This is a genomic window from Lysinibacillus sp. FSL M8-0337 (assembly GCF_038593855.1).
GTDB classification, from domain to species: domain Bacteria; phylum Bacillota; class Bacilli; order Bacillales_A; family Planococcaceae; genus Lysinibacillus; species Lysinibacillus sphaericus_D.
The window spans coordinates 4,389,672-4,410,930 of record NZ_CP151996.1; the positions used below are offsets into that span (position 1 = coordinate 4,389,672).

At 39.7% G+C, this 21,259-nt stretch carries 30 protein-coding genes; all 30 read right to left on the minus strand.

Annotated elements, in window-relative coordinates; all coding sequences use genetic code 11:
* Window positions 1-174: 174 nt before the first annotated feature.
* On the minus strand, window positions 175-828 hold the full coding sequence (locus MKY08_RS21410; RefSeq protein ID WP_069514342.1) for an adenylate kinase: 654 nt from the start codon (window positions 826-828) through the stop codon (window positions 175-177).
* A 68-nt stretch (window positions 829-896) separates the two neighbouring features.
* Complete coding sequence (gene secY, locus MKY08_RS21415; RefSeq protein ID WP_069514339.1) at window positions 897-2,192, minus strand: preprotein translocase subunit SecY; 1,296 nt, start codon at window positions 2,190-2,192, stop codon at window positions 897-899.
* The gene (rplO, locus tag MKY08_RS21420; RefSeq protein ID WP_054771430.1) at window positions 2,192-2,632 is read right to left on the minus strand and encodes a 50S ribosomal protein L15; all 441 of its coding nucleotides are present in this window, start codon (window positions 2,630-2,632) and stop codon (window positions 2,192-2,194) included. The genes secY and rplO overlap by 1 nt, the downstream gene beginning before the upstream one ends.
* A 34-nt stretch (window positions 2,633-2,666) precedes the next feature.
* A complete protein-coding gene (rpmD, locus tag MKY08_RS21425; RefSeq protein ID WP_024364361.1) occupies window positions 2,667-2,849 on the minus strand; it encodes a 50S ribosomal protein L30 in 183 nt (60 codons plus the stop codon).
* Window positions 2,850-2,862: 13 nt separating this feature from the next.
* Window positions 2,863-3,366 carry a 30S ribosomal protein S5 gene (gene rpsE, locus MKY08_RS21430; RefSeq protein WP_024364362.1) on the minus strand — a complete coding sequence of 168 codons (504 nt, stop codon included), beginning with the start codon at window positions 3,364-3,366 and terminating at the stop codon, window positions 2,863-2,865.
* Between the two features lie 21 nt (window positions 3,367-3,387).
* Window positions 3,388-3,747, minus strand: coding sequence for a 50S ribosomal protein L18 (gene rplR, locus MKY08_RS21435; protein WP_069514336.1), 360 nt, complete (start codon window positions 3,745-3,747; stop codon window positions 3,388-3,390).
* Window positions 3,748-3,779: 32 nt separating this feature from the next.
* Window positions 3,780-4,319 (minus strand): 50S ribosomal protein L6, encoded by a 540-nt coding sequence (gene rplF / locus MKY08_RS21440; protein ID WP_024364364.1) that lies wholly within the window; start codon window positions 4,317-4,319, stop codon window positions 3,780-3,782.
* A 30-nt stretch (window positions 4,320-4,349) separates the two neighbouring features.
* Window positions 4,350-4,748 (minus strand): 30S ribosomal protein S8, encoded by a 399-nt coding sequence (rpsH, locus tag MKY08_RS21445; protein ID WP_008181717.1) that lies wholly within the window; start codon window positions 4,746-4,748, stop codon window positions 4,350-4,352.
* Between the two features lie 29 nt (window positions 4,749-4,777).
* The gene (locus MKY08_RS21450; RefSeq protein WP_004233656.1) at window positions 4,778-4,963 is read right to left on the minus strand and encodes a type Z 30S ribosomal protein S14; all 186 of its coding nucleotides are present in this window, start codon (window positions 4,961-4,963) and stop codon (window positions 4,778-4,780) included.
* A gap of 21 nt (window positions 4,964-4,984) precedes the next feature.
* The gene (rplE, locus tag MKY08_RS21455; protein ID WP_024364365.1) at window positions 4,985-5,524 is read right to left on the minus strand and encodes a 50S ribosomal protein L5; all 540 of its coding nucleotides are present in this window, start codon (window positions 5,522-5,524) and stop codon (window positions 4,985-4,987) included.
* 29 nt (window positions 5,525-5,553) lie between these two features.
* Window positions 5,554-5,862 (minus strand): 50S ribosomal protein L24, encoded by a 309-nt coding sequence (gene rplX / locus MKY08_RS21460; RefSeq protein ID WP_004233652.1) that lies wholly within the window; start codon window positions 5,860-5,862, stop codon window positions 5,554-5,556.
* Window positions 5,863-5,897: 35 nt separating this feature from the next.
* Window positions 5,898-6,266, minus strand: coding sequence for a 50S ribosomal protein L14 (gene rplN, locus MKY08_RS21465; protein WP_004233650.1), 369 nt, complete (start codon window positions 6,264-6,266; stop codon window positions 5,898-5,900).
* Window positions 6,267-6,309: 43 nt separating this feature from the next.
* A complete protein-coding gene (gene rpsQ, locus MKY08_RS21470) occupies window positions 6,310-6,573 on the minus strand; it encodes a 30S ribosomal protein S17 (RefSeq protein ID WP_024364366.1) in 264 nt (87 codons plus the stop codon).
* Window positions 6,574-6,591: 18 nt separating this feature from the next.
* Window positions 6,592-6,792 (minus strand): 50S ribosomal protein L29, encoded by a 201-nt coding sequence (rpmC, locus tag MKY08_RS21475; protein WP_004233646.1) that lies wholly within the window; start codon window positions 6,790-6,792, stop codon window positions 6,592-6,594.
* A complete protein-coding gene (gene rplP / locus MKY08_RS21480; RefSeq protein ID WP_010860599.1) occupies window positions 6,782-7,216 on the minus strand; it encodes a 50S ribosomal protein L16 in 435 nt (144 codons plus the stop codon). The genes rpmC and rplP overlap by 11 nt, the downstream gene beginning before the upstream one ends.
* 1 nt (window position 7,217) lies before the next feature.
* Window positions 7,218-7,871, minus strand: a complete 654-nt coding sequence (gene rpsC / locus MKY08_RS21485) for a 30S ribosomal protein S3 (protein WP_069514333.1) — start codon at window positions 7,869-7,871, stop codon at window positions 7,218-7,220.
* Window positions 7,872-7,874: 3 nt separating this feature from the next.
* Entirely contained in the window at window positions 7,875-8,219 is a 345-nt protein-coding gene (gene rplV, locus MKY08_RS21490; protein WP_004233639.1) for a 50S ribosomal protein L22, read from the minus strand.
* A gap of 22 nt (window positions 8,220-8,241) precedes the next feature.
* On the minus strand, window positions 8,242-8,520 hold the full coding sequence (gene rpsS, locus MKY08_RS21495; RefSeq protein ID WP_004233637.1) for a 30S ribosomal protein S19: 279 nt from the start codon (window positions 8,518-8,520) through the stop codon (window positions 8,242-8,244).
* Between the two features lie 60 nt (window positions 8,521-8,580).
* The gene (gene rplB / locus MKY08_RS21500) at window positions 8,581-9,411 is read right to left on the minus strand and encodes a 50S ribosomal protein L2 (RefSeq protein ID WP_024364368.1); all 831 of its coding nucleotides are present in this window, start codon (window positions 9,409-9,411) and stop codon (window positions 8,581-8,583) included.
* 47 nt (window positions 9,412-9,458) lie between these two features.
* Window positions 9,459-9,743 (minus strand): 50S ribosomal protein L23, encoded by a 285-nt coding sequence (gene rplW / locus MKY08_RS21505; protein WP_036205532.1) that lies wholly within the window; start codon window positions 9,741-9,743, stop codon window positions 9,459-9,461.
* Window positions 9,743-10,366 (minus strand): 50S ribosomal protein L4, encoded by a 624-nt coding sequence (gene rplD, locus MKY08_RS21510; RefSeq protein WP_010860604.1) that lies wholly within the window; start codon window positions 10,364-10,366, stop codon window positions 9,743-9,745. Before rplD ends, rplW begins: the two co-directional genes overlap by 1 nt.
* A gap of 26 nt (window positions 10,367-10,392) precedes the next feature.
* On the minus strand, window positions 10,393-11,022 hold the full coding sequence (gene rplC, locus MKY08_RS21515) for a 50S ribosomal protein L3 (RefSeq protein WP_069514330.1): 630 nt from the start codon (window positions 11,020-11,022) through the stop codon (window positions 10,393-10,395).
* 46 nt (window positions 11,023-11,068) lie between these two features.
* Window positions 11,069-11,377 (minus strand): 30S ribosomal protein S10, encoded by a 309-nt coding sequence (rpsJ, locus tag MKY08_RS21520; protein ID WP_004233624.1) that lies wholly within the window; start codon window positions 11,375-11,377, stop codon window positions 11,069-11,071.
* A 351-nt stretch (window positions 11,378-11,728) separates the two neighbouring features.
* On the minus strand, window positions 11,729-13,045 hold the full coding sequence (locus MKY08_RS21525; protein WP_069514327.1) for a Na+/H+ antiporter NhaC family protein: 1,317 nt from the start codon (window positions 13,043-13,045) through the stop codon (window positions 11,729-11,731).
* Between the two features lie 166 nt (window positions 13,046-13,211).
* On the minus strand, window positions 13,212-15,191 hold the full coding sequence (locus tag MKY08_RS21530; RefSeq protein WP_069514325.1) for an ABC transporter permease: 1,980 nt from the start codon (window positions 15,189-15,191) through the stop codon (window positions 13,212-13,214).
* A complete protein-coding gene (locus MKY08_RS21535) occupies window positions 15,181-15,942 on the minus strand; it encodes an ABC transporter ATP-binding protein (RefSeq protein ID WP_024364373.1) in 762 nt (253 codons plus the stop codon). Before MKY08_RS21535 ends, MKY08_RS21530 begins: the two co-directional genes overlap by 11 nt.
* Window positions 15,943-16,038: 96 nt before the next feature.
* Window positions 16,039-17,055: a sensor histidine kinase gene (locus MKY08_RS21540; RefSeq protein ID WP_069514391.1), complete on the minus strand. Its 1,017-nt coding sequence runs from the start codon at window positions 17,053-17,055 to the stop codon at window positions 16,039-16,041.
* 6 nt (window positions 17,056-17,061) lie between these two features.
* Window positions 17,062-17,745: a response regulator transcription factor gene (locus MKY08_RS21545; protein ID WP_069514389.1), complete on the minus strand. Its 684-nt coding sequence runs from the start codon at window positions 17,743-17,745 to the stop codon at window positions 17,062-17,064.
* 100 nt (window positions 17,746-17,845) lie between these two features.
* Window positions 17,846-19,033, minus strand: a complete 1,188-nt coding sequence (tuf, locus tag MKY08_RS21550) for an elongation factor Tu (RefSeq protein WP_024364376.1) — start codon at window positions 19,031-19,033, stop codon at window positions 17,846-17,848.
* 135 nt (window positions 19,034-19,168) lie between these two features.
* Window positions 19,169-21,247 (minus strand): elongation factor G, encoded by a 2,079-nt coding sequence (gene fusA, locus MKY08_RS21555; protein WP_025220845.1) that lies wholly within the window; start codon window positions 21,245-21,247, stop codon window positions 19,169-19,171.
* Window positions 21,248-21,259: the final 12 nt, after the last annotated feature.

Sequence of the window (21,259 nt, forward strand, 5' to 3'; positions counted from 1 at the left end):
GTTACACAGATGCTTCCACGAAACCCATTATACTCTCTCAAAAGTCATGTTGCACTTTTTAAAAGAAATATATACCGGGCACAATATGCTTTTGCAACTCTCAAAAAAATTATGTTTCGGTGTTGCTCCCGCATGCCTCCCGCGGAAGCAGTATTCTGCGCCCGGAGCCGGGTATCAGCTGCGGCTGCCCTGTAAAAGAGCATCAAGATCAGCAAACACTTTATTAATATCTTGCTGTCCATCAATATTTGTTAACACACCTTTTGCTTCATAGAAGTCCAATAAAGGTTGTGCTTGATTCATATTTACTTCAAGACGGTTTGCAACCGTTTCAGGATTATCATCCGCACGTGTGTATAATTCGCCGCCATCTTTATCACATTTACCTTCCACAGCTGGTGGATTGAAAATTAAATGATAAGATGTACCGCAAGTTTTACAAATACGACGACCTGATAAACGAGCAATTAGCTCATCTTTTTCAACTTGAATGTTTAACGTATGTTCAATAGCTTTACCAAGATCAGCTAAAATGCTGTCTAACGCTTCCGCTTGAGGAACTGTACGTGGGAATCCATCTAATAGGAAACCTTTATCACAATCAGCTTTAGCAAGTCGCTCACGAACAATACCAATCGTTACTTCATCAGGTACTAGAGCACCTTGATCCATGAACGATTTAGCCTGTAAGCCTAGCTCTGTACCATCTTTAATAGCGGCACGGAACATGTCTCCTGTAGAAATATGAGGAATTGCGTACTTCTCAACAATTTTATCTGCCTGTGTACCTTTACCAGCACCTGGCAGACCCATTAAAACGATATTCATCGGAAATAGTCCTCCCACAAAAGGTTTGCTGATTTCAGGAAACGAAGAACGTTCCCTAAAAATCAACATTATTTCATAAAGCCTTTGTAGTGACGTTTAACAAGTTGTGATTCTAGCTGTTTCATCGTTTCTAGCGCTACGCCGACTACGATAATAATACTAGTACCACCGATTTGCACTGAGGCAGGTAGATTCATAAGGTTGATGAATATAATCGGCATTACTGCAATTACAGTTAAGAATATCGCACCAACAAATGTTAGTCGATATAACACGCTTGTTAAATACGTTTGAGTGTTTTCACCCGGGCGAATACCTGGAATGTAAGCACCTTGTTTTTTCAAGTTGTCTGCCACATTTTCTGGATTCACTTGTACGAATGCATAGAAATATGTGAATGCGACGATCAATGCAACATAAATCAACATTCCAACAGGTTTCTGATAATCGAACGTGTTTTCAATGAATGCTGTGATATCGTTTTGACCAAAGAACGCTGCTAACGTACGAGGTGTGACAAGGAACGCTACTGAGAAGATTACCGGAATAACCCCTGCAGCATTTACTTTTAACGGTAAGTGCGTTTGCTGACCACCAGTTTGTTGATTGCGTCCAGTAACTCGTTTTGCATATTGAATTGGAATTTTACGAAGTGCTTGTTGCACGTAAATAACACCAACGACAATTGCAAGTAAAATCAAAGCAAGTAATGCAAGGATGATAATGTTAATAAACAGTTTATCGCCTGCACCCTCAATTTGTTGTGCATAGATTTGGTTTATTCCTGTAGGTAATGCTGCCACGATACCTGCAAAGATTACAACAGAAATACCATTACCAACACCATGTGCGGTAATTTGTTCAGCAAGCCATACAAGGAATGCTGTACCTGCTGTCAATACAATTGAAATTGTAATATAAGTTAGAATTCCCTCTTCTTTAATCAAAGATCCACCGTACATTTTGTTGAAGCCAAATGACATGGCGAATGATTGGATAAAAGCAAGAATAATTGTAAAGTAGCGAGTAAATTGTGCAAGTTTACGTCTTCCGACTTCACCTTGCTTTGCCCATTCAGCAAATTTCGGTACTACGTCCATTTGCAATAACTGAACAATGATTGAGGCTGTGATGTATGGCATAATTCCCATCGCGAAGATAGAGAAGTTTTGCAACGCACCACCGCCAAAAGTATTGAGGAAACCAACGAGGTTAAACTCATCAGTTGCCTTTAATACAGTTGCGTCAACATTCGGTACTGGTATGAAAGTACCAATACGGAAAATAATTAACATTAAAAGAGTGAAGATGATTTTATTTCTTATATCTCGAACACGCATAAAGTTAGAGATTGTCTGAAACATTAAATCACCTCAGTAGTTCCGCCGGCATTCTCGATTGCTTCTTTTGCTGAAGCTGAGAATTTATGAGCTTTTACTGTAAGCTTTTTGTTAAGTGTTCCATTACCAAGAACTTTAATTCCAGCTTTTTCATTGCTCACAAGACCAGTTTCAAGTAATAATGCAGTTGTTACTTCTGCACCGTCTTCGAAACGGTTTAATGTGTCAAGGTTAACGATAGCGTATTCTTTACGGTTAATGTTCGTAAATCCACGTTTAGGTAAACGACGGAATAACGGGTTTTGACCGCCCTCAAAGCCTGGGCGAACACCGCCACCAGAACGAGCGTTTTGACCTTTATGACCTTTACCTGCTGTTTTACCGTTACCAGAACCGATACCACGACCAACGCGATTGCGTTGTTTACGAGAACCTTCTGCTGGTTTTAACTCATGCAGTTTCATAGTGGGTGGCACCTCCTTGTTCATTAATTAAAAATTAATTTTCTTTTACAGTAACTAAGTGAGCTACTTTATCAAGCATACCGCGAGTAGCTGCGTTATCAGCTTTCTCAACAGTTTGATTTAATTTACGTAATCCTAGAGCTTCAATAGTTTTACGTTGTGCCGGTTTAGAACCGATCACAGATTTTGTAAGGGTGATTTCTAATTTGTTAGCCATTATTATTCCCCCCTTATCCTAATATTTCTTCCACTGATTTGCCACGTAATTTTGCAACGTCCTCTACGCGTTTTAATTCAGTTAAACCTTGAACAGTAGCACGCACCATATTGATTGGTGTGTTAGATCCAAGTGATTTTGAAAGAATATCAGTAATACCAGCAAGTTCTAGTACGGCACGTACTGGACCACCAGCGATAACCCCTGTACCAGGAGCAGCAGGTTTGATTAGGATTTCTCCTGCACCGAAGCGACCAAGCACTAAGTGTGGAGTTGTTCCACCTACACGTGGCACTTCGATTAAGTTTTTCTTCGCATCTTCAACAGCTTTACGGATAGCATCTGGCACCTCTTGAGCTTTACCAGTACCGAAACCAACATGTCCGTTTCTATCGCCAACTACAACTAATGCTGTGAAGCGGAAGCGACGTCCACCTTTAACAACTTTAGCAACACGGTTAATAGTAACTACGCGTTCTTCAAGTTCTCCAAGTTTGTTTGCGTCAATTCGACTCATGAAATGTGTCCCTCCTTCTTATTAAAATTCTAAACCGTTCTCACGTGCAGCTTCAGCTAAAGCTTTTACACGTCCATGATATAAGTAACCACCACGGTCAAATACAATTGCAGTAATGTTTTTTTCCGCAGCGCGTTTCGCGATTGTTTCACCGATTTTTGATGCAGCTTCTACGTTGTTACCAGCACCTTCAAAACCTTTTTCTTGAGATGATGCGCTAACAAGTGTTACGCCTGCTACGTCATCGATAAGTTGAGCGTAGATGTTCTTGTTAGAACGGAATACGTTTAAGCGTGGACGCTCAGCAGTACCCGCGATTTTAGAACGAACTCGCGCATGACGTTTTTTACGAACTTGATTTTTATCCTGTTTCGTAATCACAAGGGTCACTCCTTTCTAATGCTTAAGCAGCATTATTTACCTGTTTTACCTTCTTTACGACGAACGTATTCGCCTTCGTAACGGATACCTTTACCTTTATAAGGCTCTGGTGGACGAACGTCACGGATATTAGATGCAAGAGCGCCAACGCGTTCTTTACTGATACCTTTAACGATGATTTTTGTATTAGTCGGAACTTCTACTTCAAGACCATCTTCTGGTGTGAACTCAACTGGGTGAGAGTAACCTACGTTAAGTACAAGCTTTTTACCTTGTAATTGCGCACGGTAACCGACACCGATAAGTTCTAATGATTTTTCGAAACCTGCAGAAACACCAGTAACCATGTTCGCTAAAAGCGCACGAGTTGTACCGTGGTTTGTGCGGTGTTCTTTTGAATCAGAAGGACGAGATACAGAGATCACATTACCTTCTTGCTCAATTTTCATATCTTGGTGGAAAGAACGAACAAGTTCGCCTTTAGGACCTTTAACAGTAACAGTGTTGTCAGCTGCGACAGTAACAGTTACGTTAGCTGGTACCTCGATAATTTTTTTACCTACACGAGACATTTAGTTGCACCTCCATTCATTTATTGCTAATTACCAAACGTATGCTAGAACTTCGCCGCCAACTTGTTTAGCGCGAGCTTCTTTATCTGTTAATAAACCTTGTGAAGTTGACACTAAAGCGATACCAAGACCGTTCAGTACTTTAGGAACTTCATTTGTTTTAGCATATACACGTAGACCAGGTTTAGAAATACGTTTTAGGCCAGTGATAACGCGCTCGTTATCTTTACCGTATTTTAAGAAGATACGGATGATACCTTGTTTGTTGTCTTCCACGTATTCTACGTCACGTACGAAACCTTCACGCTTTAAAATTTCAGCGATTTCTTTTTTCACGTTGGAAGCTGGTACTTCTAACTTCTCGTGACGAACCATGTTCGCATTACGAATGCGAGTAAGCATATCTGCAATCGGATCAGTCATTGTCATTACATTTACCTCCTTCCCAAATTAGGGGATTACCAGCTGGCTTTTTTAACGCCAGGAATTTGTCCCTTATATGCAAGTTCTCGGAAACAAATACGGCAAAGTTTGAATTTGCGATATACTGAGTGTGGACGACCACAGCGTTCACAACGTGTATATTCTTGCACTTTAAACTTTTGCTTACGTTGTTGTTTAACGATCATAGATTTTTTAGCCACGTTTTCGCCCTCCTTGTTTAATTACTTTTGGAACGGCATACCGAATTGTGTCAATAACTCGCGAGCTTCTTCGTCAGAGTTCGCTGTCGTTACGATCACGATGTCCATACCGCGTACTTTTGAAACTTTATCGTAATCGATTTCTGGGAAAATTAATTGCTCTTTAACACCAAGAGTGTAGTTACCGCGACCATCGAATGCTTTTTTAGAAACACCACGGAAGTCACGTACACGAGGTAATGCGATTGCGATTAATTTATCCAAGAATTCATACATACGCTCACCGCGTAATGTAACTTTAGCACCGATAGGCATACCTTCACGTAGACGGAAACCTGCGATCGATTTTTTCGCTTTAGTTACTACTGGTTTTTGACCAGTGATAATTGTCAATTCTTCTACAGCTGCATCTAGCGCTTTAGAGTTTTGAACTGCATCGCCAACACCCATGTTGATAACGATTTTATCAACTTTTGGAAGTTGCATAACTGATTTATATCCAAATTTGCTCATTAGAGCAGGAGAAACTTCATTTAAATATTTTTCTTTTAGGCGGCTCATGTGTGTACCTCCCTTCTTTTATTTACTAATTAGTCGATTACTGCACCTGATTTTTTTGCAACACGAACTTTTTTACCGTTTTCGATTTTATAACCTACACGAGTCGGCTCGCCAGATTTAGGATCGATTAGCATTACGTTCGAAACGTGAATTGCAGCCTCTTGGCTTACAATCCCACCTTGTGGATTCAATTGGTTAGGTTTAACGTGTTTTTTCACGATGTTTACACCTTCAACAAGAACGCGGTCTTGTTTAGGGAAAGCAGCTAGGATTACTCCTTCTTTGCCTTTGTCCTTACCAGTGATAACCTTAACCTTGTCACCTTTTTTTACATGCATGCTGTCGCACCTCCTTGATTGGCACTGTCATGAAATTAAAGAACTTCTGGAGCTAGAGAAACGATTTTCATGAAGTTGCTGTCACGTAATTCACGTGCAACAGGTCCGAAAATACGAGTTCCGCGTGGTGATTTATCATCACGAATAATTACACAAGCATTTTCATCAAATTTGATGTAAGTACCGTCTTTACGACGTACGCCTGATTTAGTACGAACGATAACAGCTTTAACAACGTCACCCTTCTTGACAACGCCACCTGGTGTTGCTTTCTTAACTGTACAAACAACGATATCACCGATGTTAGCAGTTTTACGGCCAGAGCCACCAAGCACTTTAATTGTAAGAACTTCACGTGCACCTGAGTTGTCAGCAACTTTCATACGACTTTCTTGTTGGATCACTTAGGTTACCTCCCTTCGGAAATTGGTTGTTCCGAAATAGTTATTAAATAATAACCGCTTTTTCTACAACTTCAACTAGACGGAAACGTTTAGTAGCTGATAGCGGGCGAGTCTCCATGATACGTACGATATCACCGATTTTCGCTTGGTTTTGCTCATCATGAGCTTTAAACTTTTTAGAGTACTTTACACGTTTACCATAAAGCTTGTGCTTTTTGTGAGTTTCAACTAAAACAGAAATTGTTTTGTCCATTTTATCTGAAACGACACGGCCCGTGTAAACTTTGCGTTGATTACGCTCAGTCATACTTGAAAACCTCCTTTATCAGTTATTTGCACTGATTTCTCTTTCACGAATAACAGTTTTCATACGCGCGATTGCTTTACGCACTTCACGAATACGAGCTGTGTTTTCTAATTGACCAGTCGCCAATTGGAAGCGAAGGTTGAAAAGCTCTTCTTTCAGTGATTTCACTTTTAATTCAATTTCAGAAGTGGCAAGGTCACGGATTTCATTAGCTTTCATTAGATTCACCACCAGTTTCTTGACGTTTTACGATCTTACATTTAACAGGAAGCTTATGTGATGCTAAACGAAGTGCTTCACGTGCGATCTCTTCAGATACACCAGCAATTTCGAACATTACTTTTCCTGGTTTAACAACTGCTACCCAACCTTCAGGAGAACCTTTACCAGAACCCATGCGGACTTCTAGAGGTTTTTTCGTGTAAGGTTTGTGCGGGAAGATTTTAATCCAAACTTTACCGCCACGTTTCATGTAACGAGTCATCGCGATACGTGCAGATTCGATTTGACGGTTAGTAATCCAGCTAGCAGTTTGAGCTTGTAGGCCCCATTCGCCGAAAGATACTTCTTTACCGCCTTTCGCTTCGCCACGCATGTTTCCGCGGTGTTCACGACGGTATTTTACGCGTTTAGGCAATAACATATTATTTGCCTCCTTCCACAGATTTCTTCGTAGGAAGAACTTCACCACGGTAGATCCATACTTTAACGCCTAATTTACCGTAAGTAGTGTCAGCTTCTGCGTGTGCATAGTCGATGTCAGCACGTAGAGTATGAAGTGGAACAGTTCCTTCACTATAGTGTTCAGCACGCGCGATATCAGCGCCACCTAAACGACCAGATACTTGTGTTTTAATTCCTTTTGCACCAGCACGCATTGTGCGTTGGATCGCTTGCTTTTGCGCACGACGGAATGAAACACGGTTTTCTAATTGACGAGCGATGTTTTCAGCTACTAGACGAGCGTCAAGATCAGCACGTTTAATTTCGATAATGTTGATGTGTACACGTTTACCAGTTAATTCGCCAAGGTATTTACGAAGGTTTTCAACTTCAGTACCACCTTTACCGATTACCATCCCTGGTTTAGCAGTGTGAATTGTAATGTTTACACGGTTTGCAGCACGTTCGATTTCAACTTTAGAAACAGAAGCGTCTTTAAGAGCCGTTTCAATATATTTACGCACTTTGATGTCTTCGTGAAGTAGAGTTGCATAGTCTTTTTCAGCGTACCATTTTGACTCCCAGTCACGAATAATACCAACGCGCAGTCCTATTGGATGTACTTTTTGACCCACGGATTAACCCTCCTTCTTCTCAGATACCACTAAAGTGATGTGGCTTGTGCGTTTGTTAATTGCGCTTGCACGTCCTTGTGCACGTGGACGGAAACGTTTTAATGTTGGACCTTCATCAACGAATACTTCAGAAACTACTAAAGAGTTGATATCTAGATCGTAGTTGTGCTCAGCATTAGCAACTGCAGATTTTAATACTTTCTCAACGACTGGAGACGCCGCTTTTGGAGTATGACGTAAAATTGCAACTGCCTCACCTACTTGCTTACCTCGGATTAAGTCTACAACTAGACGAACTTTACGAGGAGCGATACGTACTGTGCGAGCGATAGCTTTAGCTTGTGTCATTAGGATTTACCTCCTCTCAAAATTAGCGTCTTGTTTTCTTGTCGTCTGCACCGTGACCTTTGTAAGTACGAGTCGGTGCGAATTCACCAAGTTTGTGGCCTACCATATCTTCTGTTACGTATACAGGAACATGTTTACGTCCATCATATACAGCAATTGTTAGTCCGATGAAGTTCGGGAAGATTGTAGAACGGCGAGACCAAGTTTTAATAACTTGTTTCTTCTCAGAAGCCTCTTGTGCTTCCACTTTTTTCATTAAGTGGTCATCAACAAAAGGTCCTTTTTTCAAACTGCGACCCATGTAGGAACCTCCCTCCGTGATTCCACCACGGCTCTCACATAGAACCGTAGTTTAACCACTTTATTTTTTACGACTACGGATGATGAATTTATCCGATTTGTTTTTCTTATTACGAGTTTTGTAACCAAGTGCTGGTTTACCCCAAGGTGTCATCGGTGATTTACGTCCGATTGGAGAACGTCCTTCACCACCACCGTGTGGGTGATCGTTAGGGTTCATTACAGAACCACGAACAGTTGGGCGTTTACCTAACCAACGGCTACGACCTGCTTTACCGATGTGCACAAGTTCATGTTGTTCGTTACCAACTTGACCGATTGTAGCGCGGCAAGTAGCAAGAACTAAACGTACTTCACCAGATTGTAGACGAACGATTACGTATTTGTCTTCACGACCAAGTACTTGCGCAGAAGTACCAGCAGAACGTACTAATTGTCCACCTTTACCAGGTTTTAACTCGATGTTATGGATTGTTGTACCCATTGGAATGTTTGCTAATGGTAATGTGTTACCTACTTTAATATCAGCATCTGGACCAGATACGATTGTTTGACCAACCTCTAGACCTTTTGGTGCTAAGATGTAAGCTTTTGCTCCATCAGCGTAGTTAATTAATGCGATATTCGCAGAACGGTTTGGATCATATTCGATAGTAGCAACTTTCGCTGGAATGCCATCTTTAACACGTTTGAAATCGATAACACGATATTGCTTCTTATGACCACCACCATGATGACGAACAGTGATTTTACCTTGGTTGTTACGACCAGCTTTGCGTTTAGTTGGTTCAAGCAATGATTTCTCAGGCTTGTTAGTTGTAATTTCCGCAAAGTCTAAAGACGTCATATTACGACGACCATTAGAGGTAGGTTTATACTTTTTAATCGCCATTGTGTTTCCCTCCTTCTTGATTGTTCAAATCATAAATCCTTAAAGGATTACATTTCGAATAATTCGATGTCTTTGCTGTCCGCAGTTAGTTTAACAATCGCTTTACGACGTTTGTTTGTGTAACCACCGTAACGGCCAACGCGTTTGAATTTACCTTTGTAGTTAAGAACATTTACTTTCTCAACGTTTACGCCAAAGATTTCTTCTACAGCGTCTTTTACTTGAGTTTTGTTAGCGCGAGTGTCTACTTCGAAAGTATACTTTTTCTCTGCCATAAGTTCTGAAGAACGCTCAGTAATGACCGGACGTTTTAAAATATCACGTGCTTCCATTATCCAAGCACCTCCTCAACTTTTTCTACTGCAGCTTTAGTGAATACAACTTTTTCATGACCTAAAAGATCAAGAACGTTGATTCCGTTTGCAGTTAAAACTGTTACACCAGGGATGTTACGAGCAGATAATGCTACGTTTTCATCTAGGTCAGCAGTTACGAATAAAGATTTTTTCTCTAAAGAAAGATCTTTAAGGATTTTAGTAAATTCTTTTGTTTTTGGTGCTGCTAGTGTAAGAGCATCAAGAACTAAGAAGTTTTGTTCTACTACTTTAGCTGATAAAGCAGATTTAAGAGCTAAACGACGAACTTTTTTAGGTAATTTATAAGAATAGCTACGTGGAGTTGGACCGAATACGATACCACCGCCGCGCCATTGTGGAGAACGGATAGAACCTTGACGAGCACGACCAGTTCCTTTTTGACGCCATGGTTTACGACCACCACCAGCAACTTCAGAACGGTTTTTAACCTTATGATTACCTTGACGAAGAGAAGCGCGTTGTGCAACTACTGCGTCGAATAATACTGCTTCATTTGGCTCGATTCCGAAGATCGCTTCGTTTAACTCGATTTCACCAACTGAAGCACCTGTTTGACTAAGTACAGATACTTTTGTCATTCCTGTTTCCTCCTTTCTTGAAGTGATTAGTTAGCTTTAATTGCAGTTTTAACTGTAACTAGAGCTTTTTTAGAACCAGGAACATTACCTTTAACAAGTAGTAAGTTACGTTCTGCATCAACTTTTACGATTTCTAAGTTTTGGATTGTAACTACTGTGCCACCCATTTGACCAGGTAATTTCTTTTGTTTAAATACGCGGTTCGGAGCAACTGGACCCATTGAACCAGGACGACGGTGGTAACGAGAACCGTGGGCCATAGGACCACGAGATTGTCCGTGGCGTTTGATAACACCTTGGAAACCTTTACCTTTAGTAACTCCTGTTACATCAATTACATCGCCTTCTGCGAAAATTTCTACTTTGACTTCTTGACCAACTTCGTATTCTTCAACGTTCACGTTGCGGAATTCACGAATGAAGCGCTTAGGAGCAGTATTCGCTTTTGCTACGTGACCTTGTTCTGGTTTGTTAGAAAGCTTAACGCGCTTATCTTCGAAACCAACTTGGATAGCTTCGTAGCCGTCAGTTTCAACAGTTTTCTTTTGAAGAACTACGTTTGGAGTAGCTTCGATAACTGTTACCGGGATTAAATCGCCGTTTTCAGCGAAAACTTGTGTCATACCAATTTTTCTACCTAAGATTCCTTTAGCCATTTGTCACACCTCCTGTAAGTTTTAAAAAGTTATATTGTTTTTACCATTAAAGTTTGATTTCGATATCAACGCCAGATGGTAAATCAAGTTTCATTAACGCATCAACAGTTTGTGGTGTTGGGTTAACGATATCGATCAGACGTTTATGCGTACGCATCTCGAATTGTTCACGAGAGTCTTTGTACTTGTGAACAGCACGTAGAATTGTGTACACAGACTTCTCAGTTGGAAGTGGAATCGGACCTGATACACTTGCACCTGAACGTTTTGCAGTCTCCACAATTTTCTCAGCAGACTGATCTAAAATACGGTGATCATACGCTTTTAAACGAATACGAATCTTTTGTTTTGCCATTATTTTCCCTCCTTCTCGCCTATTTTCTAGACATTCTCCACGAAAATTCTCCAACGCACCGCCATGGCAAAGCGGCCGGGTGTGTCGGCAACCTCTCGTTTCATCGCAGTCAAAGACCAACATTCAACATTATATACAATAAAAAAAGAATAAGCAAGTCTTTTCGCTAAATTCTTTTAAATGTTGTAGATATTCTTTACTACTAATATTTCTCGCTTATTTAAGCCGTTTACTAGTATATATAATTTTCGTTGATTTTGCAACACATAACCTGTGCTATCTACGTTTTCGAACATTTCGAACAATTAACAAAAAAAGCAGTCTCTAAAATTTAGAAACTGCTTCTCAACATTATAGAAAGAATACACAGGCAATCCATCCAAATAGGACAAGTGGAATATTAATAAAGATAAACGTCGGTACACATGTATCCCAAATATGATTATGTTGTCCATCAACATTTAAGCCAGCAGTTGGTCCTAATGTTGAATCTGATGCTGGTGAACCTGCGTCACCTAATGCGCCAGCAGTGCCAATTAAGCACAATATTGCTAAAGGGCTCATCCCTAATCCTTGTGCTAACGGAACAAATAAAGTCGCAATAATCGGTACTGTCGCAAAAGAAGAGCCAATGCCCATTGTGACAACTAATCCAATCACTAGCATAATAAATACCGCCAAACTTCTATTGCCTTCAAGATATGCCAGAGAGCTTGTAATTAAATTATCTACATCACCCGTTGCATTGATAACGGAGGCGAATCCATTGGCGGCAATCATTACAAAGCCAATGAATGCCATCATCTTCATACCTTCAGATAGAATTTCATCGGCCTCTCTCCATTTTAGAGCACCCGTAAAATACATAATCATGATCCCTGCAAAGGCGCCAACAATCATGGAATCTGTTGCGATTTGCGCGATAAGTGAAACAATTAATGCTAGTGCCGTAGAAATAATAACTGTTTTACTAACATTCACATTTAAAGTCGCTGTTTCTACATCTGTATTTTTGTATTTACGTGGTTTGCGATATACATAGAATGCAATCCCTAGTCCTACTAACATACCGATAATAGGAATAGCCATTGCTACAGGTACATCACTTGCTTGTGCAACCATTCCGGCATTTGTAACTTGCGTTGACACAATTTCTTGGAAGATTGCTCCGAAGCCTGCTGGTACAAAACTATAGGTACCAATTAAGCCAACCGCAATTAGCGTTGCTATTATTCTACGATCCACTTCAAGCATATTTAAAACTTTTAAAATCGGTGGTATTAGTAAAGGGATAAAGGCAATATGAATTGGAATTAAATTTTGAGAAAAAATCGCCATGATAAAAATAAGGAGAAAAATTAATACTTTTACTAAGCCCTTCCTATTACTTGAACCATTTTTATTTAACACGTTTAACATACCCGCAATCAATAAGTCAGGTATACCTGTCTTCGAGATAGCTATAGCAAATCCACCAAGTAGACCATAACTAAGTGCAATAGTAGCACCTGCCCCTAACCCCTCTGTAAACGACTTAACAGTTGCTTGAATACCCATACCACTTGTTAAGCCCCCTGCAAAGGCTCCTAAAACAAGCGAAAGGACGACATTGATTCGAAGCAAACTTAATATTAACATGACAGCTACTGCCACAATTACTGCATTCATAAAGACACTTCACTTTCGTACACTAGATTATTAATATGTTAAACTTTAATATTCTGACAAACGAAAGTCAAGCTGTTATGAAATATTTCATTAAATTGAAACTTCAAAAAACAGCATGACCTGTATTAGATCATACTGTTTTTCAGAGTTTCTTCCTATTTAATAGTTATAATGATTCTCTTATTACTTTTTTATAATAACCTACCGAAAGGACTGCAAAAATTGCATATAATGCGATGTAACAGCTCATAGCAATCCATAATGGCGTTGTTAATTCCGAGCCAAATAAAAACCATCCTGATTTCACTGCAAAATAACTATGAAGTAGACCAATCAGTAAAGGAACACCAAAATTGAACGCTTGTTTCATAAAGATTCCCTTCATGATATCCCGTTCTGAGAAGCCAATCTTTCTTAAAATCGTATAAGCTCCTCGTTCCTCTTCTGCTTCAGACATTTGTTTGAAGTACAGAATGCTACCAGTTGTCATTAAAAATGCTAAGCCTAAAAACGCCGTCGTAAAAATTGTTAACCCAAGTGATTCAATATTTCCTTTGCGTTCAGCTTCAAATGACTTGATTTTATAATTTTGCGTATTGCCATCACTATCAAAAATAGTAATTGCATTTGCGCTTGATTCTTCATATAATCTTTCAGCTAGTGCCAGGTCTTTTTTTGACTTTAGTGTAATCGAAGTTTGTTTATGCCAAGGGAATAGTTTTGCTTGCGTTGACAATTTTTCAAACAACGCGTCAGACACTACAAAAATTGGACCTCCGCCACCAGACGTTACTGTACCACTAATAATACTTTCATCATGAATAGCTTTGACATGCAATGTTTCTTTAAGTTTACCTGCTGATACGACTAGATTACGATCCTTTTCTAATGGGAACATCTCCGCCATATAGCCACCATAGTTTGTTAAAATAACATCATTACCCGTAATTGTTGTATTTGGATTTCTACGTTGATAATCAGAAAGGGGAATGGTATAAATCGTGCCTTCCATGTTATAAAATGGACTATCTTTTTGTTCTTCAGCCATTAACTGAGCGATGGTAGCTGTAACTCCTTGTAAACGATATTCAACCTTATCATAAGCGATATTATTTGCCTCTAGTTTCTTTAAAAAGTCCTGTCCTTGCTCTTCATGTAAAATGTAATCTCCAGGTATTCGACTATAGGCTGACGCTTCTGAAGAATAATACGCAATATATGATAATGTGGTAATCCCAAGTGATACACCCGTTAAAACTGTAATCAGGGTCAATGATTTAGCATTACTTTTCATGCGGTGCATAATGGGTGTTAACGCTAAAACATCATGGACAGTCAAATGTCCATTTTTCTTTAAACGAACAACATTCAATATAAATGCTACAGAGAAACGGAAAACTAGGAATGTTCCCCCAATTGTTGTAGCCAAAATAATGATCATATTAAGAAATAAATTGCCTGCATTATTAATATCAAATAATTTCGTTGATGCATAGTAGCCATATACAATAAGCACAAGCCCTAAAAAGCCAATAACCATTTGTAATGGGTTGAAACGTTTCACACGCTCATCTGCTTGTTTAGCCGCGCTAAATAAGGATAGAAGCGATACACGGTGAATCATCCACGTCATTTGCAACAAAACGATTACTAATAATATAGCGAAAACAACGATTGATTGCTGTAATGCTTGTGTGCTAAAGGTCATTTTGACAAGCGTCTCTTTTTCAAGGATACGCAATAAAATCATGGAAATTAGGCGGGAGCTAAAGAAACCAACGAGTATCCCTACAGCGACAGCTCCTACAAATAATAGAATACTTTCTAAAGCCAATAAGCGCACAATTAGTCCCTTTGTCATTCCTATTAGCTGATATAAGCCAATTTCTTTACTGCGACGTTTCATAAATAGATGGTTCGCATACAACACGAAAAATAAAATAATAAAATACAAAATATAAGTTGCAGCTCCAAATCCTGCTGATGCTGTGCCACTCTTTTGAACGGTATTGAAAACTTCACCATTATGCTGTAATGTCACAAAAGAAAAATAGAGTGTCACACTAAATATAAGTGCAAAGAAGTATAAATAATAATGTTTCATATTTTTCTTCATACTTCGGAATACAAGCTTACTAAGACTCATAACCGTCACCGCCTAGCACACTTTGCGTATGCATGATTTCTTGGAAAAACGCCTGTCTTGTTTTATCACCTTTGTATAGTTCACTGTAAATTAGCCCATCTTTTAAAAACAAAACACGTGTACAGAAACTCGCTGCCACTGCATCATGCGTCACCATCATAATTGTCGCTTTCTTGGTTTCATTAATACTTTGCAAATTTTTCAACAGAGCTGTTGCTGATTTCGAATCAAGTGCACCTGTAGGTTCATCTGCAAAGACCATTGATGGATTTGTAATTAATGCACGCGCAGCCGATGTACGTTGCTTTTGACCGCCAGATATTTCATTTGGGTATTTATTTAATATATCTCCAATACCGAGTAAATAAGTAAGCTCTTTGACACGACTTTCTGCTACAGCTTTCGGTAACTTACTAATCGCTAATGGCAACAAGATGTTTTCCTTCACTGTCAAAGTGTCCAATAAATTATAATCTTGGAATATGAACCCTAGCTGTTCGCGACGGAAATTAGCTAAAGCCTTTTCTTTCATCCCTCGTAAGCTTTGACCATTTATTTCAATGACACCTTCCGTTGCAAAATCAATCGAACACAACACATTTAATAATGTCGTCTTCCCTGAGCCTGACGGACCCATAATGCCAACAAACTCTCCTTCATTCACTTCTAAATCTATACCCTTCAACACCTCTTGTGCCGTCGATTTTTTACCATATACTTTTTTTACTTTACGTCCAATTAAAACTGCCACAGGTTAACGCCCCTTTCTATACTACAAGTGTACCCTGTCTACACGTTCAATTCGTGCGTTTTACATGACAATATAAAAAGGTAGGTGACAATTTCGTCATCTACCTGTTAGTTTGGCATATTCATTTTGTAATGGGAATCGTAGCGTAAAGATTGACCCTTCCCCTACTACTGATTGTACACTAATACGAACGCCAATTTTTTGAGCAATGTTATGTGCTAAATACAAGCCCATACCCGTAGACTGTGCAGATTCTCTGCCTGCCGTTCCTGTATACGATTTTTGGAAAATCCGTGGCATATCATCTGGTCTAATCCCAATGCCATTATCCTTAATATGTAACAATGTTGCACCAGATGATTCGACTTCAGTAAAAATAAAGATTTCTGTATTGATAGGGCTATATTTAATAGCATTTGATAGAATTTGCCTTACAATGAACGCTATCCATTTACTATCGGTTAAAACCACTTCTGTTAATTCACCGACATCAAAGCCGATATCCTTTTCTAAGCACCATGCTTGCATCGCGCGGATTTCTTTGTAAACAACCGCCCGCAGTTCTATTTCACTTAAAAAATTATCCTTTTCAATCGTTGCAAGACGTGTTTGGTGTAATTGCTGATCGACAAGCAAATGCAACCTTAACCATTCGGTCTCTAGTTTCCTCCGCAAAGTCGAGTCTTCAATACGATCTAACATTAAATTTATAGTTGTTAAAGGAGCCTTCACTTCATGTACCCATGCTAGCAGCTCATCTGAATACTCCTGTAGCTGCACCTTCGCATGATTCAGCTCTGCATCCTTATCATAGAAGACGTCTTCAATTTTTCGGTAGTATGCCTCCTGAAAAGGAGATAGAGCTAAACTTCTAGCATGAGCATCATCCAGCCGGCTATCTACATTTCCCAGGAAATCTTTCAATTGACCAATTTCCTTTGTATACCGCCATAATAAAAAAATAAAAAACGTCACAACCATAATCATATTGACATACCAAATAGAGATGCCAACTAAACCAACGTCCAAAGAAAATAATAGGTTAAGCACGACAAGAAGAAAAACAAAAAAGCCAATCCATGCTAGCCGTTCTCTTATAAATAAAAATAGCATTCTCACTCACGTTACCTGCGTCACTGCTATATAGCCGAGCCCCTTTTTTGTCACAATAACATCCTGTAAGCCGATATCCTCTAGCTTAGCACGTAATCGATTAACATTGACTGACAATGTATTATCATTCACAAAGCGCTCATCGTCCCATAGTTTTCTCATTAAGTCCTCTCTAGAAACGATATGATTAGCCTTTTCCAATAAAACTCGTAAAATAAACAGTTCATTTTTAGTTAAGGAAACAAGCTGCCCATTATACATAATCTCACTACGCGCGTAATCCAAAACAGCCCCATTGAAACGCGTCACATCCATTGTTTCTTCAACATAGTCATAAGTACGGCGTAAAATAGCTTGAACCTTTGCAAGTAACACCTCCATATGGAAGGGTTTTTGTATAAAATCATCGGCACCCATCTGCATCGCCATTACCATATCCATTGGATGATCTCGTGAAGATAGAAAGAGGATCGGCACCTTTGAAATATGTCGTATTTCACGGCACCAATGAAAGCCATCATATGCCGGTAGTTGAATATCTATTAAAACTAGCTGTGGCTTCTCTTCGATAAAATCATCCATCACCTTTTGAAAATCAGTTGGACCTACAACACGTAATGACCATTGCATAAAGCGCTCTTCGATCATTGCAAAAATTGATGGATCATCTTCTATCAGTAAAACCTTCATTTCCATACGCTGACGCTCCTTTCACTTATATATTTTAACATAAAAAACCAATCTGTAAGCGTCCCTACAGATTGGTTTTGAAATTAGCCTAAGCTAAATATTATTTTTGGATAGAAGCAACTACGCCAGCGCCTACAGTACGGCCACCCTCACGGATAGAGAATTTAGTACCTTCTTCAAGAGCGATTGGAGCGATAAGTTCTACTGTCATTTCGATGTTATCGCCAGGCATTACCATTTCAACGCCTTCTGGTAAGTTACAGATACCTGTTACGTCAGTTGTACGGAAGTAGAACTGAGGACGGTAGTTAGAGAAGAATGGAGTATGACGGCCACCCTCTTCTTTTGATAAAACGTAAACTTCAGCTTTGAAGTTTGTGTGTGGAGTGATTGAGCCTGGTTTAGCTAATACTTGACCACGTTGGATTTCTTCACGAGCTACACCACGAAGTAAAGCACCGATGTTGTCACCAGCTTCAGCGTAGTCTAATAATTTACGGAACATTTCAACGCCAGTTACAGTTGTAGATTTAGCTTCTTCAGCGATACCTACGATTTCAACTACGTCACCAACTTTAACTTGACCACGTTCAACACGGCCAGTTGCAACTGTACCACGACCAGTGATAGAGAATACGTCCTCTACTGGCATCATGAATGGTTTGTCAGTTTGACGTTCTGGAGTTGGGATGTAAGAATCTACAGCGTCCATTAATTCAACGATTTTTTCTTCCCATTCTGGTTCACCTTCAAGAGCTTTAAGAGCAGAACCTTTGATTACTGGGATATCGTCGCCTGGGAAGTCATATTCAGAAAGTAGGTCACGGATTTCCATTTCTACTAATTCTAATAATTCTTCGTCGTCTACCATATCACATTTGTTCATGAATACTACTAAGTATGGAACACCTACTTGACGAGATAAAAGGATGTGTTCACGAGTTTGTGGCATTGGGCCATCAGCAGCAGATACTACTAAGATACCGCCGTCCATTTGTGCAGCACCAGTGATCATGTTTTTAACATAGTCAGCGTGTCCTGGGCAGTCAACGTGTGCATAGTGACGAGATTCTGTTTCGTATTCTACGTGAGAAGTATTGATTGTGATACCACGTTCTTTTTCTTCTGGTGCGTTATCGATATCAGCGTATGATTTAGCTGTACCACCCATTTTTTTTGAAAGAACTGTAGCGATTGCAGCAGTTAAAGTTGTTTTACCATGGTCAACGTGTCCGATTGTACCAATGTTAGCATGCGTTTTTGAACGGTCAAATTTTTCTTTAGCCATTAGAGATTGCCTCCTCGAAATTGTATGTTTTATTTGAAAATTTATAGAATGAATGCTGATAGAGAACGGGCCCATCCTCTATCCTGCAATCATAGCTTACAAATTAGTTATACTTTATGCAAGATGAAAATTCAATTATTCACCTTTATTTTTTTTGATGATGTCAGCAGCAATTGATTTTGGTACTTCTTCATAATGATCAAATGTCATTGAGAATACACCGCGACCTTGAGTTGCTGAACGAAGAGTTGTTGCGTAACCAAACATTTCCGAAAGTGGAACCATTGCACGAACAACTTGAGAGTTACCGCGAGCGTCCATACCCTCAACGCGTCCGCGACGAGAAGTGATGTTACCCATGATATCACCAAGGTACTCTTCTGGAATTACAACTTCTACTTTCATCATTGGTTCTAAAATTACAGCATCACATTGTTTAGCTGCTTCTTTAAGAGCCATAGAAGCTGCGATTTTAAACGCCATCTCATTCGAGTCAACGTCATGGTAAGAACCGAATACTAATTTCGCTTTGATGTCGATTAGTGGGTAACCAGCTACTACACCGCGGTCAAGAGAGTCACGAAGACCTGCTTCAACTGCAGGGATGTATTCACGAGGAACTACACCACCAACGATAGCGTTTTCGAATTCGAAGCCTTTACCTTCTTCATTTGGAGAGAACTCAATCGTTACGTCACCATATTGTCCACGACCACCAGATTGGCGAGTAAATTTACCTTGAACTTTTGCAGAGCTACGGAATGTTTCACGGTAAGATACCATTGGAGCACCTACGTTAGCTTCTACTTTAAATTCACGGCGCATACGGTCAACTAAGATATCAAGGTGAAGCTCACCCATACCTGAGATGATTGTTTGGCCAGTTTCTGTGTCAGTGTGAGCACGGAAAGTTGGATCCTCTTCTTGAAGTTTTTGTAAAGCTTGACCCATTTTGTCTTGGTCAGCTTTTGATTTTGGTTCTACAGAAAGAGAAATTACTGGTTCAGGGAATTCCATTGATTCAAGAATAACTAGGTTTTTCTCGTCACATAGAGTATCACCAGTAGTAGTATCTTTAAGACCTACTGCTGCTGCGATGTCCCCAGCGAACACTTTAGAAATCTCTTCACGAGAGTTAGCGTGCATTTGTAGGATACGACCTACACGTTCACGTTTACCTTTAGAAGAGTTTTGTACGTATGAACCTGCATCTAATGTTCCAGAGTACACACGGAAGAAAGTTAATTTACCTACGAATGGGTCAGTCATAACTTTGAATGCAAGAGCTGAGAATGGCTCTTCATCAGAAGATTTACGTTCTAACTCTTCGTCACCATCAACTGAAGTACCTTTGATTGCTGGTACATCAACTGGAGATGGTAAGTAATCGATAACTGCATTTAACATTGGGCGTACGCCTTTATGTTTGAATGCTGTACCACAGATTACTGGGTAGAATTCTACTGCGATTGTAGCACGACGGATAGCCGCTTTAAGCTCAGCAACAGTGATTTCTTCGCCTTCTAAATATTTTTCCATGATTTCTTCATCAACACTTGCAACAGCGTCGATTAATTTTTCACGGTATTCTTCAGCGATTTCGCGGTGCTCTTCAGGAATTTCACCTTCAGTTACTGCAGTACCTTTTTCATCGCCGTAGAAAGTTGCTTTCATTTCAACTAAGTCAATGATAGCAGAGAACTGATCTTCAGCTCCGATAGGTAATTGGATTGGGTGAGCGTTTGCTTGTAAACGTTCGTGTAGAGTACCTACTGAATACAAGAAGTCTGCACCTGTTTTATCCATTTTGTTAATGAATACGATACGTGGAACACCGTAAGTTGTAGCTTGACGCCATACAGTTTCTGTTTGAGGCTCAACACCAGATTGAGCATCTAGCACTGTTACAGCACCATCAAGTACGCGTAAAGAACGCTCTACTTCTACAGTGAAGTCTACGTGTCCAGGAGTATCGATGATGTTTACACGGTGGCCTGCCCATTGAGCTGTTGTTGCAGCAGAAGTGATTGTAATACCACGTTCTTGCTCTTGCTCCATCCAGTCCATTTGAGAAGCGCCTTCATGAGTTTCACCGATTTTGTGAATCTTACCTGTGTAATAAAGGATACGCTCAGTTGTTGTTGTTTTACCAGCATCAATGTGAGCCATGATCCCAATATTACGAGTATTCTCTAGAGAGAATTCGCGTTTCATTAGGTATTTCTC

Bases quoted from the DNA above. Each gene is read 5' to 3' on its own strand.
- rplB (WP_024364368.1), bottom strand. From the start codon at position 9,411: ATGGCGATTAAAAAGTATAAACCTACCTCTAATGGTCGTCGTAATATG.
- rplW (WP_036205532.1), bottom strand. From the start codon at position 9,743: ATGGAAGCACGTGATATTTTAAAACGTCCGGTCATTACTGAGCGTTCT.
- MKY08_RS21410 (WP_069514342.1), bottom strand. From the start codon at position 828: ATGAATATCGTTTTAATGGGTCTGCCAGGTGCTGGTAAAGGTACACAG.
- rplF (WP_024364364.1), bottom strand. From the start codon at position 4,319: ATGTCTCGTGTAGGTAAAAAAATTATCGAGGTACCAGCTAACGTAACT.
- rplP (WP_010860599.1), bottom strand. From the start codon at position 7,216: ATGTTATTGCCTAAACGCGTAAAATACCGTCGTGAACACCGCGGAAAC.
- tuf (WP_024364376.1), bottom strand. From the start codon at position 19,033: ATGGCTAAAGAAAAATTTGACCGTTCAAAAACGCATGCTAACATTGGT.
- rplD (WP_010860604.1), bottom strand. From the start codon at position 10,366: ATGACAAAAGTATCTGTACTTAGTCAAACAGGTGCTTCAGTTGGTGAA.
- MKY08_RS21540 (WP_069514391.1), bottom strand. From the start codon at position 17,055: ATGCTATTTTTATTTATAAGAGAACGGCTAGCATGGATTGGCTTTTTT.
- fusA (WP_025220845.1), bottom strand. From the start codon at position 21,247: ATGAAACGCGAATTCTCTCTAGAGAATACTCGTAATATTGGGATCATG.
- MKY08_RS21545 (WP_069514389.1), bottom strand. From the start codon at position 17,745: ATGAAGGTTTTACTGATAGAAGATGATCCATCAATTTTTGCAATGATC.
- secY (WP_069514339.1), bottom strand. From the start codon at position 2,192: ATGTTTCAGACAATCTCTAACTTTATGCGTGTTCGAGATATAAGAAAT.
- rpsS (WP_004233637.1), bottom strand. From the start codon at position 8,520: ATGGGTCGCAGTTTGAAAAAAGGACCTTTTGTTGATGACCACTTAATG.
- rplC (WP_069514330.1), bottom strand. From the start codon at position 11,022: ATGGCTAAAGGAATCTTAGGTAGAAAAATTGGTATGACACAAGTTTTC.
- rplV (WP_004233639.1), bottom strand. From the start codon at position 8,219: ATGACACAAGCTAAAGCTATCGCTCGCACAGTACGTATCGCTCCTCGT.
- rplO (WP_054771430.1), bottom strand. From the start codon at position 2,632: ATGAAACTGCATGAGTTAAAACCAGCAGAAGGTTCTCGTAAACAACGC.
- rpsJ (WP_004233624.1), bottom strand. From the start codon at position 11,377: ATGGCAAAACAAAAGATTCGTATTCGTTTAAAAGCGTATGATCACCGT.
- rplX (WP_004233652.1), bottom strand. From the start codon at position 5,862: ATGCATGTAAAAAAAGGTGACAAGGTTAAGGTTATCACTGGTAAGGAC.
- rpmC (WP_004233646.1), bottom strand. From the start codon at position 6,792: ATGAAAGCTAATGAAATCCGTGACCTTGCCACTTCTGAAATTGAATTA.
- MKY08_RS21530 (WP_069514325.1), bottom strand. From the start codon at position 15,191: ATGAGTCTTAGTAAGCTTGTATTCCGAAGTATGAAGAAAAATATGAAA.
- rpsQ (WP_024364366.1), bottom strand. From the start codon at position 6,573: ATGACTGAGCGTAATCAACGCAAAGTTTACACGGGCCGTGTCGTTTCA.
- rpmD (WP_024364361.1), bottom strand. From the start codon at position 2,849: ATGGCTAACAAATTAGAAATCACCCTTACAAAATCTGTGATCGGTTCT.
- rplE (WP_024364365.1), bottom strand. From the start codon at position 5,524: ATGAGCCGCCTAAAAGAAAAATATTTAAATGAAGTTTCTCCTGCTCTA.
- rpsE (WP_024364362.1), bottom strand. From the start codon at position 3,366: ATGAGTCGAATTGACGCAAACAAACTTGGAGAACTTGAAGAACGCGTA.
- rpsH (WP_008181717.1), bottom strand. From the start codon at position 4,748: ATGACAATGACTGATCCGATTGCAGATATGCTTACTCGCATTCGTAAT.
- MKY08_RS21525 (WP_069514327.1), bottom strand. From the start codon at position 13,045: ATGAATGCAGTAATTGTGGCAGTAGCTGTCATGTTAATATTAAGTTTG.